The 13,465-nt window shown below is 61.8% G+C and carries 15 protein-coding genes; 11 read left to right on the top strand and 4 right to left on the bottom strand.

Annotated elements, in window-relative coordinates; all coding sequences use genetic code 11:
• Window positions 1-62 precede the first annotated feature (62 nt).
• The 3 genes from LNV08_RS21275 to LNV08_RS21265 all read right to left on the bottom strand — a co-directional run bounded on the left by LNV08_RS21275 (window position 63) and on the right by LNV08_RS21265 (window position 3,104).
• A complete protein-coding gene (locus LNV08_RS21275) occupies window positions 63-821 on the bottom strand; it encodes an enoyl-CoA hydratase/isomerase family protein (protein WP_263535752.1) in 759 nt (252 codons plus the stop codon).
• 64 nt (window positions 822-885) lie between these two features.
• Window positions 886-2,388, bottom strand: coding sequence for a glycine betaine ABC transporter substrate-binding protein (locus tag LNV08_RS21270; RefSeq protein WP_263535751.1), 1,503 nt, complete (start codon window positions 2,386-2,388; stop codon window positions 886-888).
• The gene (locus LNV08_RS21265; protein WP_263535750.1) at window positions 2,385-3,104 is read right to left on the bottom strand and encodes an ArsR/SmtB family transcription factor; all 720 of its coding nucleotides are present in this window, start codon (window positions 3,102-3,104) and stop codon (window positions 2,385-2,387) included. The genes LNV08_RS21270 and LNV08_RS21265 overlap by 4 nt, the downstream gene beginning before the upstream one ends.
• Window positions 3,105-3,155: 51 nt before the next feature.
• Between LNV08_RS21265 and LNV08_RS21260 the strand changes: the two genes are divergently transcribed.
• From LNV08_RS21260 to LNV08_RS21220, 9 genes are all read left to right on the top strand, one after another.
• Complete coding sequence (locus LNV08_RS21260; RefSeq protein WP_263535749.1) at window positions 3,156-4,328, top strand: hypothetical protein; 1,173 nt, start codon at window positions 3,156-3,158, stop codon at window positions 4,326-4,328.
• Window positions 4,325-4,681 (top strand): antibiotic biosynthesis monooxygenase family protein, encoded by a 357-nt coding sequence (locus LNV08_RS21255; RefSeq protein WP_263535748.1) that lies wholly within the window; start codon window positions 4,325-4,327, stop codon window positions 4,679-4,681. The genes LNV08_RS21260 and LNV08_RS21255 overlap by 4 nt, the downstream gene beginning before the upstream one ends.
• A gap of 28 nt (window positions 4,682-4,709) precedes the next feature.
• Window positions 4,710-5,180 carry a CreA family protein gene (locus tag LNV08_RS21250; RefSeq protein WP_263535747.1) on the top strand — a complete coding sequence of 157 codons (471 nt, stop codon included), beginning with the start codon at window positions 4,710-4,712 and terminating at the stop codon, window positions 5,178-5,180.
• 117 nt (window positions 5,181-5,297) lie between these two features.
• Complete coding sequence (gene fusA, locus LNV08_RS21245) at window positions 5,298-7,382, top strand: elongation factor G (protein ID WP_263535746.1); 2,085 nt, start codon at window positions 5,298-5,300, stop codon at window positions 7,380-7,382.
• Between the two features lie 174 nt (window positions 7,383-7,556).
• Window positions 7,557-8,153: a hypothetical protein gene (locus LNV08_RS21240; RefSeq protein ID WP_263535745.1), complete on the top strand. Its 597-nt coding sequence runs from the start codon at window positions 7,557-7,559 to the stop codon at window positions 8,151-8,153.
• A 392-nt stretch (window positions 8,154-8,545) separates the two neighbouring features.
• Window positions 8,546-8,740: a hypothetical protein gene (locus LNV08_RS21235; protein WP_263535744.1), complete on the top strand. Its 195-nt coding sequence runs from the start codon at window positions 8,546-8,548 to the stop codon at window positions 8,738-8,740.
• A gap of 39 nt (window positions 8,741-8,779) precedes the next feature.
• Window positions 8,780-9,040, top strand: a complete 261-nt coding sequence (locus LNV08_RS21230) for a hypothetical protein (protein WP_263535743.1) — start codon at window positions 8,780-8,782, stop codon at window positions 9,038-9,040.
• Window positions 9,041-9,183: 143 nt separating this feature from the next.
• Complete coding sequence (locus LNV08_RS21225) at window positions 9,184-10,026, top strand: HDOD domain-containing protein (RefSeq protein ID WP_263535742.1); 843 nt, start codon at window positions 9,184-9,186, stop codon at window positions 10,024-10,026.
• A gap of 13 nt (window positions 10,027-10,039) precedes the next feature.
• The gene (locus LNV08_RS21220; RefSeq protein ID WP_263535741.1) at window positions 10,040-10,657 is read left to right on the top strand and encodes a TPMT family class I SAM-dependent methyltransferase; all 618 of its coding nucleotides are present in this window, start codon (window positions 10,040-10,042) and stop codon (window positions 10,655-10,657) included.
• 37 nt (window positions 10,658-10,694) lie between these two features.
• Here LNV08_RS21220 and LNV08_RS21215 read toward each other — a convergent pair whose 3' ends face one another.
• On the bottom strand, window positions 10,695-11,177 hold the full coding sequence (locus LNV08_RS21215) for an Lrp/AsnC family transcriptional regulator (protein WP_263535740.1): 483 nt from the start codon (window positions 11,175-11,177) through the stop codon (window positions 10,695-10,697).
• Between the two features lie 123 nt (window positions 11,178-11,300).
• Here LNV08_RS21215 and hppD point away from each other — a divergent pair, with 123 nt between their 5' ends.
• Together hppD and LNV08_RS21205 are read left to right on the top strand one after the other, a co-directional pair.
• Window positions 11,301-12,431, top strand: a complete 1,131-nt coding sequence (gene hppD, locus LNV08_RS21210) for a 4-hydroxyphenylpyruvate dioxygenase (protein ID WP_263535739.1) — start codon at window positions 11,301-11,303, stop codon at window positions 12,429-12,431.
• Window positions 12,432-12,681: 250 nt separating this feature from the next.
• Window positions 12,682-13,365 carry an FFLEELY motif protein gene (locus LNV08_RS21205; protein ID WP_263535738.1) on the top strand — a complete coding sequence of 228 codons (684 nt, stop codon included), beginning with the start codon at window positions 12,682-12,684 and terminating at the stop codon, window positions 13,363-13,365.
• Window positions 13,366-13,465: the final 100 nt, after the last annotated feature.

Below are 13,465 nucleotides of genomic sequence, written 5' to 3'. Positions count from 1 at the left end.
GGGGATTCCCTAGTTGCGCCAAATTCAGTTTAAAAAATCCGCGCGACGGGCTGCCGCGGCACTCATCCGCCGATGAAGTGGGCTGGTCTTTTTTCCTGCCAGGCAGCAACGCCTTCGGCTAAATCCCTTGAAAGATTGGCATGTGCGATATCGGCTTGCAGCGCTGCCTCATCCAGCGCACCCCGGGCGATCGCGTTCAAGTGCTTCTTCATGCCCAGCAAGGCCAAAGGCGCCATCTGCAACAGGTCCGCCACCAAGGCTTCGCTGGCCACATCCAGCTCGGCAGCGCCGGCCAAGAGCTGATCCAGAAAGCCGCAGGCCAGCATTTGCTTGGCGTCCAAGGTAGCGCCCGCCAGCAAAACCCGTTTGGCCCATTGCAGGCCCAGCCGGCTGACATAGCGCTGCAGGCCTCCTTGATAGAAATGCAGGCCCAAGCGCGCCGCCGGCACAAACATCTCGCAGGCGGCCGCGCCCAAACGGAAGTCGCTGGCCAGCGCCAAATCGGTCGCCCCTCCATAGAGCCCGCCCTGAATCTTGGCCACCGTGATGGGCCGCGCCGCCTCCCAGTCATCCGCCAAGGCCTCGAACAGGGCGCCGGCATTCACGCCCGGCACTGCGGCAATATTGAAACCGCTACAAAAGTAACGGCCTTCGCCGCTGAGCACCAAGACCCGCACCTCGTGCGCCCGGTTGACCTGATCGACCTGCGCGCGCAGCCTGCGCAAATCCTCGATCTCCAAGCGATTGGCCAAGCGCGGCCGGCGCAGCGTGATGCGGGCGACGTGACCGTCGATTTGAAGCAGTGGGGCGAGACCGTTCATTGGTGTAGAAGACGCATGATGTTCTCAGTCTAGGGCAAGCCCGCGCCGTGGCCCGGCGGCTGGCTCAAACAAAGCGCCTGCGCAGGCCCAGCGCCAAAACAGCAAATACCGCCTCGAATAACAGCGCCAGCGCGGCCGCCGGCAATGCGCCGGCCAACAAGAGTTCGTGGTCATTCAGCGCCAGACCGGTGACGATGCGCTCACCCAAGCCTCCGGCACCGATGAAGGCGGCAATCGTCGCGGTGCCGACGGCGATGCTTGTCGCCGTACGTACGCCGGCCAGCACCAGCGGCAAGGCCAGCGGTAACTCAATCAAGCGCAGGCTCTGCCAGGGCGTGAGCCCCAGGGCCATGCCGGCCTGCTTGAGCCCCGCCGGCACCTCGGCCAAGCCGGTGCTGGTATTGCGCATGATGGGCAGCAAGGCATAAAGCGTCAGTGCCAGCATCGCCGGCAGGCTGCCGATGCGCTCGATCCAGGAGATCAGCGCGGCCAGCAGCGCCAGCGAGGGCACGGTTTGCAGCAAACCACAGGCCCCGAGCAGCAGGCCTTGCAGGCGCGCATGCGGCGCCACCAGCAGTGCAAGCGGCAGGCCGATCACGCTCGCCAGCCCGACCGAAGTCAGAACCAGACTCAGGTGCTGCAAGGTCAGACGCAGCAAATCGGGGCCAAACAGTTTGTGCCAAAAGCCCGTTTGGGCGGGCTCGCTCACCGCGCTGGACTTGGCTTGCAAATGCTCGGTGGCGATCAGCTCAAAACTCTTGCCCTGCAATTCGGCCTTGGCATTCATGTTAATCATGGCCGCCTCGTCGATGCTGCCGGCCAGACCCTGCAGCGCCGCCCATGCGGCGGGAAAGCGCTGCGGCACATCGAGCCGATACAGAATAACCGCGTCATAACGCGGGAAATGAGCGCCATCGTCTTGCAACACGCGCAGGCCCAAGTGGGCGATCTTGGCGTCAGTCGTGTAGATATCGATCACATCGGTTTGGCCGGCGCTCAAGGCCTCATAGGCCAAGCCATGGTCGAGGCCGGTCGGCTGCTGCCGCAGACCATAGCGTTTGGCCAGCCCGGGCCAACCGTCGGCTCGGCCAATGAATTCATTGCTGAGCCCCAAGCGCAAATGGGGCTGCCGGGCCAGATCGGACAATTTGCTGACGCCCAGCGCTTGCGCCCTATCTGCCTGCATCGCCAAGGCATAGCCATCGTTGAAGCCCAGCGCGATATCAACGCCCAGACCCAGCGGCTTCAGTTGCTCACGCATTGCGGCCAAGCTTGACGGCGTCTTGTTCTTCAAAATCTCCTGGTCTATGGTGCCGGCGTACTCGGGGTACAGATCAATACTGCCGGCTTGCAGGGCGGCGTAGACAATGGCGGTATTGCCCAGGCCAGCCAACACCTCCACATTGCCGGACTTATCCGTTCCTTGTGCAGTTTGCGCCAACACATGCGCCAAGATGTAGGACTCGGTGAAACGCTTGGAACCTATGCGCAAGACATCATCAGCAGCCCAAGCCAGCGAGCTCAGCAGCAGCAAGCCAAGCGTCAGCCAAAGTCTTTGAGGCTTCATGCGGGAATGCTGCCCAGCAATCGCTGCAGTCTGCTGCGGCCACGCGGCGTGATGCGCACAGCGCGGCTGTCCAGTTCGCCCTCCACCCAGGCGTCCCTAATGAGCAGCTGCAGCCAAGCAGCGCCCAAGGCCCCGCCCAAATGCGGGCTGCGTACGCTCCAGTCCATGCAGGCGCAGGCAAGGCGTCGCCTGCTTGACCTTGCGGCCTCCACATCCAGGCCCAAGGCAGCAAAGCCCGTAATCCCCGTCGCGCTGAGCGTATAGGCTCGCGGCAGGGCCGCATCAACTTCTAGCCAGCTGCTGCGCAAAGCATGGTCATGCAGACGCACGGCCCAGTCGCCGGCAAGATGGTCATAGCAGCGACGCGCCTCCCGCATGCCAGGCGGTGTGCTGGGCTCAAAGGGCTTCAATGCCCGGCTGACGCTGCGTCCGGCCAGCACCAACATCGCCTCCAGGGCCGCGCCGACCTCGCCGCCGGCCAGCTTGTAGTAACGGTGACGCCCCTGCGACTGGCACTCGATCAAGCCGGCGCTGCTCAAGCGCGCCAGATGCGCGCTGGCGGTAGAAGCCGCCACCTCACCCACCGCCGCTAACTCGGTAGCCGTACGGGCATGACCATCCATCAAACAGCACAAGATGCGCGCCCGCGCCGGCTCGGCCATGCTCTGGGCAATCTCGGCCAAGGCCGCGTCGGCAAAAGTCTGCTGCTCATCCATGCTTCGATGCTAAACGAAGCATGACCAAGGCAAGGCAAAGATACTGGCGCCATGACTTGCCCTTACCTCGCCCCCACCGCTGCGCTGAGCGTGCTCAATGCTGCCGCATCGCCCGACTCCACTGCCATGCAGTGCTTTTACAGCGCGCTGAGCGAGCAATCCGCCTTGCAGTTCGACCAGGCATCGGATTGCTGGCTTGCCGCAAGCCCAGCGCTGGCACATGCCGCTTTGGAGCACCCCGCTCTGGGCGTACGCCCACCGGGCCAAGCTGTACCCGTAAGCCTGCAAGGCCGCCCCTTTGGAGCCGTCTTCGCGCGCTGGTTGCGCATGCGCGACGACGCCGCGCGCGAGGCCGAGAAGCGCGCCGTTCTGTTGGCGCTCGAGCGGCTTGACGCGGCCCTGGTCGAGCAAATCGCTGTGCGCCAAGCCGACCTGGCTTTAGACGTGGGTGTTGGCCTGGAATGGTCCCACTGGCAATGGCGCAGTATTCCCTGCACGGTGGCCGCGCTGCTTGGCCTGCCCATGTTCGACGCGGCCGATCAAGCAGGGCTGCAGGCCAAGTTGGCGGCCATGGCGCTCGCACTGAAACCCCAAGCGGACTTTGTAGCGCTGGACGCGGCCGACCAAGCCGTCGCTGAACTATTGGCCCAGCTAGGCGACGCAGCCGATGCGCCACTGGCTGCTGCACTACAGACACAGGCGCTGCGACTTGAGTTGGATGGTGGCCAAGCATGGTGGCAAGCGCAGGCGCTGGCCCTGCTCTGGCAAAGCTACGAGGCCGGCGCCGGCCTGCTCGGCCTTGCCCTGCTGGCGGCCACCTCAATGGAAGCCTCGACTGCCTCGACACCGGATTTGGCCGCTTGTGCCGCCCTGCTCCAGGCGGCAGCTCGGCAGCCGGGCGCCATTCATCACACCCGCCGCTGGGCCTCGCGCGACTGCGTACTGGCCGGTCAGACATTGCAAGCGGGAGAGGCCTTGCTGGTGCTGCTGGTCGGAAGCGATGATCCGCAGACCGATACACAGACCAATACGCTGAGCTTCGGCAGCGGCCGCCACCGCTGCCCCGGCATAGCGCTGGCATTGACTGCGGGTGCGGTGGCTTTGTGGCGGGCATTGGAGGGCGGCGCCCGTCAGCAAACACCCCGGTGCACAGGCTTTAAGGCCTTGGCCAATGCGCGCATTCCCATACTGAGCACAGCCAGGTTCGAGCAGGAGCAACCATGATCGCCGTCATTTTCGAAGTCAAGCCCCATCCCGCGCACTTCCAAGAGTACTTGGATCTGGCCGCCGAGCTGCGTCCTTTGTTGGCGCAGATCGACGGCTTCCTCAGCATCGAGCGTTTCAGCAGCCTAAGCGAGCCGGGCAAACTGCTGTCGCTGTCCTTCTGGCGCGACGAGGCGGCCGTAGCGGCCTGGCGCAATCTGGAACAACACCGCAGCACGCAGGCCTTGGGGCGCAGCCAGGTGTTCGCTGACTACCGACTGCGCGTCGCCGAGGTGCAAAGAGACTACGGCTTGCACGACCGGGCGCAGGCGCCGCTGGACAGTCGGCAAGCGCACACAAGACTGCAGGCCTGATACCCTCCACGCTCACGGAGGATCTGCAATGCGACTCAAATTGACAGTCTTGCTGGCGCTGAGCGGCCCGGCTTTGGCGCTGGCGGCCGACGCGGTCGGCGAGGTTGACACCGTCTTCAAGTTCATAGGCCCGGACCACAAAATCGTCGTCGACGCGCATGACGACCCCAAAGTCAGCGGCGTGACCTGCTATGTGTCGCGCGCCAAGACCGGAGGCATCAAGGGCGGCTTGGGGCTGGCCGAGGACAAATCCGAGGCTTCGATTGCCTGCCGCCAGACCAGCCCCATTGCCTTCGCCAAAGCACTGCCACAGCAAGAAGAAGTCTTCAATGAGCGGACCTCCTTGATCTTCAAAAAGCTACGCATCGTGCGCATGGTCGACGCCAAGCGCAACACCCTGGTCTACCTGACCTATTCCGACCGCGTGATCGAGGGCTCGCCGCAAAACAGCATCAGCGCCGTGCCGGTGGATCGCGGTACGCCAATTCCGCTCAAGTAGCTGGCCGCACTTGTAAGTCGGCCGCGCTTGCCCTACGCTGGGAGCCCCGCCGGGCAGCCTCTCGACCGACCCGGCACTGGTACAAATGTCCATGCATCCCGCGTCAAGGAGCACGTCATGCCCAGTCCCGCCAGTCATCTCGAGGACAGCAGCCGCGGCTTAGCGTCCATTCGCACCTTGGCCCTGGTTGGGCCGGCCGGCGCGGGCAAGACCAGCTTGCTGGAAGCGCTGCTGTTGCAGGCGGGCAGCATCACCCAAGCCGGCAGCGTCGAGCGCGGCAGCACTGTCAGTGACCACGACCCGCTGGAGCGCAAGCTACAACACTCACTGCATACGTCATTGGCCCATTTTGAGCATGGCGGCTTGCGCATCCACGCGATCGACACGCCGGGAGCGGCCGATTTCATCGGCCAATCGCTGCCCGCCCTGGAGGCCGCAGATACTGCCGTCGTCGTCATCAACGCCCAAAGCGGCATTGAGCCGATGGCCGTCAAGATGATGGAGACGGCCGCCCAGCGCGGCCTGTGCCGGCTGATCGTGATCAACAAAATTGACACGGCCGAACTTGATTTGCCGGGCCTGCTCACGCAGTTGCGCGAAGTCTTTGGGCGCGAATGCTTGGCCCTGAATCTACCCGCAGCCGGCGGCAGCCGCGTGCTGGACTGCTTCTTCAACATCACGGGCCAAGCCGACTTTTCTTCGGTGGGGACTGCGCATCAGGCGCTGGTCGAGCAGGTAGTGGAGGTAGATGCCGCATTTGTAGAACGTTACTTGAACGAAGGCGATGTCGATCCGCGCGAATTGCACGCGCCTCTTGAACAGGCGCTGCGCGAAGGTCATCTGATCCCGGTCTGCTTCACTTCCGCCCGCAGCGGCGCCGGCGTGGCCGAGTTGCTAGACGTGATAGCGCGGCTGCTGCCCAATCCGGCCGAGGGCAACCCGCCGCAGTTTCTACGCGCTCAGGGCGCCGAGGGCGCCGAACCCTTGCTGGCAAAACCCGACCCCAACGCCCATGTGCTGGCCCATGTCTTCAAAATTACCGGCGACCCCTACCTGGGCAAGATGGGTATCTTGCGCGTTCACCAGGGCACATTGACACGCAACAGCCAACTCTTTGTGGGGCATGGCCGCAAGCCCTTTCGCGTGGGCCATCTGTTCTTGCTACAGGGCAATAAGCATGTCGAGGTCGAGCAGGCGCTGCCGGGTGAGCTGTGTGCGATTGCCAAGGTCGACGAGTTGCACTATGACGCAGTGCTGCACGACGCGCCCGAAGACGAACATATCTTTTTGCGGCCCTTGGAGTTTCCGGTGCCCGTGCATGGCTTGGCCATCAGCCCGGCCCGTCACGGTGACGAGCAAAGGCTGTGGGAGATTCTCAATCGACTGGTTGACGAAGACCCCTGCCTGAAGCTTGAGCACAGCGGGCAGACCAATGAAACCGTGGTTTATGGCCTGGGCGAACTGCATCTGCGCATGCTGCTGGAGCGGCTGCGGGAGGGCTATAAGTTTGAAGTCTTGACGCAGCCGCCCAAGGTTGCCTACCGCGAAACGATTTCTGCGGCGGCCGAAGGCCATTACCGACACAAGAAGCAAAGCGGCGGCGCCGGACAGTTTGGCGAGGTCTATTTGCGCATCGAGCCGCTGGCCCGCGGGGCCGGCTTTGAGTTCGTCGACGCCGTCAAGGGCGGCACCATCCCGGGCCAGTACATGCCGGCCGTCGAGAAAGGCGTGCGCTCTGCGCTTGAAAGCGGTGTCGTTGCCGGCTACGCCCTGGTCGATTTGCGCGTCACCGTGTTTGACGGTAAACACCACGCCGTCGACAGCAAAGAAATTGCCTTTGTCACAGCCGGCCGGCGGGCCTTGATTGCGGCGGTGCGAGAGGCCCGGCCCTTGGTGTTGGAGCCCATGGTGCACATTGAAATCAGCGCGCCGGCCACAGCCGTGGGCGATATCACCGGGGACCTCGCCGCACGGCGGGGCCAAGTCAACGGCACCAAGGTTGGCGACAGCTCCGCCCCTGGCGCCATCACAGTGCAAGCGCTAGCGCCGCTGGCCGAGCTGTCCAGCTACCAAACTCGCCTGAATGCCTTGACCAGCGGGCAAGGGCGCTACACCCTGCAGCTGTCTCACTATGAGTCAGTGCCACCCAACATTCAGACCCAGCTGATGGCGGCCTACAAGGCCAGCGATGAGGTGGACTGAGGCGGCGGGTCGCAGCAAACAAGCGACTGATGAACGGTTCTTTATCAATGCAGCGCCAAGCAGCAGTGAAAGCGCCTCATGTTGGCGCTGGTGACCTGAGCAAGACCCTGCATCTTTTGCGTTTGAATTGCGCCGGCGCAAAGCCTGCGAGCAATGAAGCTTTATCATACGGCCATGTCATCCGCCCCTGTGGACGTCGCCCAAGTCCGGTTGGACAACGCGATGCTCCTGTTCGAAGAGTTCGTTGCCGCCGCCGTGAAACAACCTGATGCAGCCGCCTTGCGGGGGCTGGAGCGGCGCTTTGCCGAGCGCCTGCAGATTCAGCCCAGCTATTGGAGCCAGATCAAGAGCCGCTCGCGGCAGATTGGTGAGCGTCTGGCGCGGCAGTTCGAACAGTTGTTCCACAAACCCGCCGGCTGGATGGACAAGCCCCAGCACAGCAAGAGCAAGGCGGCTGCGCCACCGGTGCAAGACAGCAGCCCGAGCGTGCCGCAAGATGATGATGAGCGCTTTATCGTCGGCTTGGTGCTGACCTATTACCGCCGCCACCCTCAGCGCGCCCGCACGCGTTTGCTGGATCTGCTGGGTGAGGTCCTGACGCCGCCGGCAGCAGCACCCGCGTTCGCCTCCCCCCGCTCGGTGCCGACAAGCCCGAGCGCGACCAGTCGGCCCAGCCCGGCTGCTGGGCCAGCACATGGCGGCGCCGCCGAGTTGGACGAGTGGCGGCGCCTTCAACAAGGCATAGCGCCCTTGAAGCCCAAGAAGCGTTGATCCACACCCCCCTAATTTCTTTATCAAAAAAGAAACAAAGCACTTGCGCAAGATAAACATTCGTTTATCATTTGCACAAGTCGCGGCGTTATGCATCGCGGCGATGACATACCCCACAACGCCCAACTCAACTCTTTAACGGGCGCACCCCGCTGCACTGACGCCCCAGGCGCTCAAGAAGGCCGGCACTGCACCCAAGCCATTCGGCTCCGCCGATTAATCGTTAGTCGCAGCCCGTCAATCGATCAGCAGCACCGATCGTGAGCCGCTGCAATTCCCAAAGCCGTCCTCGGCGGCTTGCCTCAAGCATTTGATTGACGCCGCAGCGGCCCAGCAGCGCCGCCGCATGCCCAGAAACTATTGCGAGCTCGGCTCGCCAAGGAATTTTGCACATGACTCAGTTCACCAGCCCCCGGCCCCTCAATTTGAAGCTGCGCAAACCGCGCAATCCGCTGGTTGCCCACGCACTGATGCGCCAAGCCGGCAAGCACGGCCACTTCAACACCGGCAGCAGCCAGCGCCAAACGGCGCGTCGCGACCTGCACAAACAAACCCTGGAGATGACGCTGCCGGACAGCAGCGCCTGAACCGACCGGCCCTGCCTTGGGCCGATATGGAGAGACATCATGAGATTGACAGAATTGCGCGGCCCCGACGCAAGCGCCGCCGAATACGAATGGACTCACGAGGCTTGGCGTTTACGCTTGGCCATTGCGCTGCGCTGCGGCAGCGCGCTGCTGGCCCGCTTGGCGCATCGCTTGCTGCCTCAGCGCCACAAGCAGCGCAAACCCGAGTTGGAGTTCTATGCCGAAGCTGGCGCGCCCGAGGGCGCTTTGTATGCCGACGGCCGCCGCATCGGCACCTTGTCTGGCATCACGCGGCTGTGAAGCCAGCACACCGCCCCTGGCCCGCACTGAATCCGCGGACAAGGGCGGTGTTTTGCCACGGCAAGGCCGCTGTTTGCGCCTCTTTTCTCGGCACCGGCCAGAAATAGTCGCTATACGATTGGGCATCACTCCAGCAAGTAGCCATGCCCGCGACCACACCCTTACCCGCTCTACGCCAAGCCCCGCCGGACTTGGCTGCATGGACGGCCCTGTTCTGCAATGCCGAAATCCCGGTGTTGGCCGAAACGGCGGAATCACTGGAACTGCTACGCAGCAACGAAGACGCGGTTGACGCCAACAGCCTGGGCGAGATGATTGCCACCGACCCACTCATGACGCTGAAGGTCTTGGCCTACGCTGCCAATCACCGCTCGAGCCGCCTGATGACCGACGCCGAAACCGTCACGGCCGCTTTGGTCTTGATGGGCATCACACCCTTCTTCCGTGAGTTCGGCCCGCAGCCGACGGTGGAGGACAGGTTGGCAGCTCAGCCCCAGGCGCTAGATGGGCTGCAGCGGGTCTTGCACCGTGCCGAGCGGGCAGCGCGCTATGCGCTGTGCTTTGCCATCCATAGACGCGACCCGGATGCGGCTGTCATCCACAGCGCCGCCTTGTTGCACGATTTTGCGGAAATGCTGCTGTGGGTCAACGCGCCCGAGCTGGCTCAACAAATCCGGGACCGACAAACAGCTGACCGTCATTTGCGCAGCACGGCCGTGCAGCGCGAGGTATTGCATATTGAGTTGAGCGATCTGGAGCAGGCGCTGATGCAAGCCTGGCATCTGCCGGAACTGCTGCAGCACATCACCAACGACAAGCGCGCCAATGACCCGCAGGTCCAGTGCGTCAAGCTTGCGATTCGGCTGGCACGCCACACCGCCGACGACTGGAACGACGAGGCCGTGCCGGACGACTTGCTAGAGATCGCCAAGCTGCTCAACCTGAGCCAAGAGGCGACGCTCAAGTTGCTTCACGAATTCGACTGAGGCTGCAGCTGAGATGGCTGGGCCGACGCAAGATTTTTGGCAGCAACGCTTTGTCAGCGGGCAAATTCCCTGGGACCGTGGCGAAGCGCATCCGCAGCTCCTGTCTTGGCTCGAACAAGGCGAGATCACAGCGGGGCTTGATTTGGTGGTCCCCGGCTGCGGCCGCGGGCATGAATTGCTGCTGCTGGCCAAGGCCGGGATTCGTGCGCGAGGCCTGGACTATTCGCCCGCTGCAGTTGCCATGGCTCGAACACAATTGGCAAGCGACGGTGACTGCGACTTCGCGCAGGTGGAAGAAGCCGATGTCCTGGCGTGGCAGCCCCGCTCAGCCATCGACGCGGTCTATGAACAGACTTGCTTGTGCGCCTTGCATCCAGATCAATGGCGGCGTTATGCCGATCAACTCTATGCCTGGATCAAACCCGGCGGCCGACTTTTTGCCTTGCTGATGCAAGCCCGGAGAGAAGGCGCGGGCCAGGGCATCGTGGAAGGTCCGCCCTACCACTGTGACATTCAAGCGGTGCGGGCATTGTTCCCAGCCGAGCACTGGGCTTGGCCGGCGCCGCCCTACCCTGCACATGTCCACGCCCAAGGCTGGACGGAATTGGCGGTGGTGCTGACCAGGCGATGATGCTGAGACCTACAGCAGCTGAGGGGCCTCGCTCCGGCTAGACGGGCACCGCCGTCGTGTTCTTCAGCCGATCCAGCACAAAGCTCGTTTTACAGTCCTGCACGCTGGGATGCTTGAGCAGCGTCTCGGTGATGAAGCGCGCGTAATGCGCCATGTCCTGAACCAGCACGCGCAGCAAATAGTCCATATCGCCGGTCAGCGCCGCGCATTCCACCACCTCGGGCCAGGCCTGCACGGCAACCCGAAACAGCTCCATCGGATTGCGTTGATGGCTTTCGGTGTGTTTTTCGAGTCGCACATTGATGTAGGCGGTTAAGCCCAAACCCACCTTTTCGGGCGGCACCAAAGCCACGTACGCAGCAATTGCGCCCGACTCCTCCAAGCGCCGCACCCGCCGCAGCACAGCAGAGGCTGACAAGCTGACCTGCGCCGCCAAGGCGTCATAGGTGACGCGGCCATCGATCTGCAACGCCCTCAAAATGCGTCTATCAATGGTATCGAGCTGCACATCATTTCCCATCTTTGCAATTCTCGCAGGATTCCTGCGGCTGGACGCACCCTTGCGCCAGAGTTCGCATGAATCCTGCGCATCAAAACACCTACAGTCTTGACCCATCGCAAGGTATTTTTTTGGAGACAAGATATGGCATTCACCCCCTGGGAAAATCCAATGGGCACCGCAGGCTTCGAATTCATTGAATTCGCTGCACCCGATCCAGCCGAACTCGGCAAGCTGTTCCTGACCATGGGCTTCACCGCCGTGGCCAAGCATCGGCACAAGAACGTCACCCTGTATCGCCAAGGCGGTGTCAACTTCCTGATCAACGCAGAACTCGATTCATTTGCCCAGCGCTTTGCTCGCCTGCACGGACCATCCATCTGCGCCATCGGCTTCCGCGTCCAAGATGCTGCTCACGCCTATCAGCGCGCCTTGGAATTGGGCGCCTGGGGCTTTGACAACAAAGCCGGCCCGATGGAGCTCAATATTCCGGCTATCAAGGGCATTGGTGACTCGCTGATCTATTTTGTCGACCGTTGGCAAGGCAAGAACGATGCCGCCGCCGGCGATATCGGCAATATCAGCATCTACGACGTCGATTTCGTCCCGCTGCTGGATGCGCAAGGTAAACCGGTGCCATCCAACCCCGTCGGCCTGGGCCTCACCTACATCGACCACCTGACGCATAACGTGTTCCGTGGCCGCATGAAGGAATGGGCGGACTTCTATGAGCGCTTCTTCAACTTCCGCGAAGTGCGCTACTTTGACATCGAAGGCAAGCTGACCGGGCTCAAGAGCAAGGCCATGACCAGCCCCTGCGGCAATATCCGTATCCCGATCAACGAGAGCAGCGACGACAAGAGCCAGATCGCCGAGTATTTGGACATCTACCATGGCGAAGGCATTCAGCATGTCGCCATGGGCACCGACGATGTGTACAAAACCGTTGAGCGCATGCGCAACTCAGGCGTCGACTTCCAAGAAACCATCAACACCTATTTCGACCTGATCGACCGGCGCCTCCCGGGGCACGGCGAAAACGTCGAGGAATTGCGCCGACTGCGCATCTTGATCGACGGCGCAGCGCATTTGGACGCACCCAACGAGTTGTTGCTGCAGATCTTCACCAAGGAAGTGATTGGCCCCATCTTCTTCGAAATCATCCAGCGCAAAGGCAACGAGGGCTTTGGCGAAGGTAACTTCAAAGCACTATTCGAAAGCATCGAGCTTGATCAAATTCGCCGTGGCGTGCTGAAGGACGAGTCGGCAGCCTAAAGGCGGTCGGCGGCCCTTCATTAGCCCTGAGGCAATATGCCTTCAGGGCTTTTTTTCTGCCTACATGTGCTGAAAATCCACAAGAATCCTGTCTTTAAACACCACAGGCCGTCTGCTCCATGCGTCCTACCCAGAAGATGGTGTCGCCCTCAACAGTGCCCTCACTAACATCGGCCCTCGTTGAATTCATCCATTCATCGTTCCTGTGTCGTGGGCTCACAATCGCACTATTCCATTGAGTTGGTCAGCCATGCATTCAGCGATAGACGAACAGATATTGCATCACCTCCAAGAAGTGAATACGCAACGCCAGCGGCGCGAACAGACCCCTGGCTTGGTAGCAAAAGTTCAGGCACTCAAACGCTATCAACAACAGCGTTTCGCCCAAACCTATGCTGACCTATTGGTCTCGCCACGCTACCAGGGGGCTGCCGAGTTCTTCTTGCAGGAACTCTACGGCCCTGGTGACTACACCCGCCGTGACGCACAATTTGCACGAGTAGTCCCGGCCTTGGTCAAATTGTTTCCATCGGAGGTCGTCGATACCGTGTTGCGACTTGCTCGTCTGCATGCAATATCCGAAAGGTTGGACACCTTGATGGCCGAGCATTTGGATACAGAACACATTAGCGCCGAAAGTTATCGGCGTGCCTGGCAGGCCTGCGCGGACTCAGAGTCGCGACAACTTCAGATAAGCTTGACGGTTGCCGTCGGTGAATCGCTGGAGACCTTAACGCGCAAGCCGTTGCTCAGGCACGCATTGAGAATGATGAGAGGCCCAGCAGCAGGCGCAGGCATGGGGGAATTGCAGGCATTTCTTGAATCAGGCTTCGACACCTTTCGCGCAATGAAGGGCGCCGCTGAATTTCTTCAAACAGTCCAGGCCCGGGAGAAACAATTTGCCGCCGCAATGTTTAAAAACTCCGCACCCTAATAAACAAGATCCTGAAAAGCAAAAAGCCCCCAACTCTTTCGAGCTGGGGGCTTTGCTTAATATTAGCCTGACGATGACCTACTTTCACACGGGAATCCGC

Origin of the sequence: Paucibacter sp. TC2R-5, from assembly GCF_025717605.1 — a bacterium.
Taxonomy (GTDB): domain Bacteria; phylum Pseudomonadota; class Gammaproteobacteria; order Burkholderiales; family Burkholderiaceae_C; genus Paucibacter_A; species Paucibacter_A albus.
Note: the sequence above shows the minus strand (reverse complement) of the source record. Positions and strands in the feature narration are given on the sequence as shown.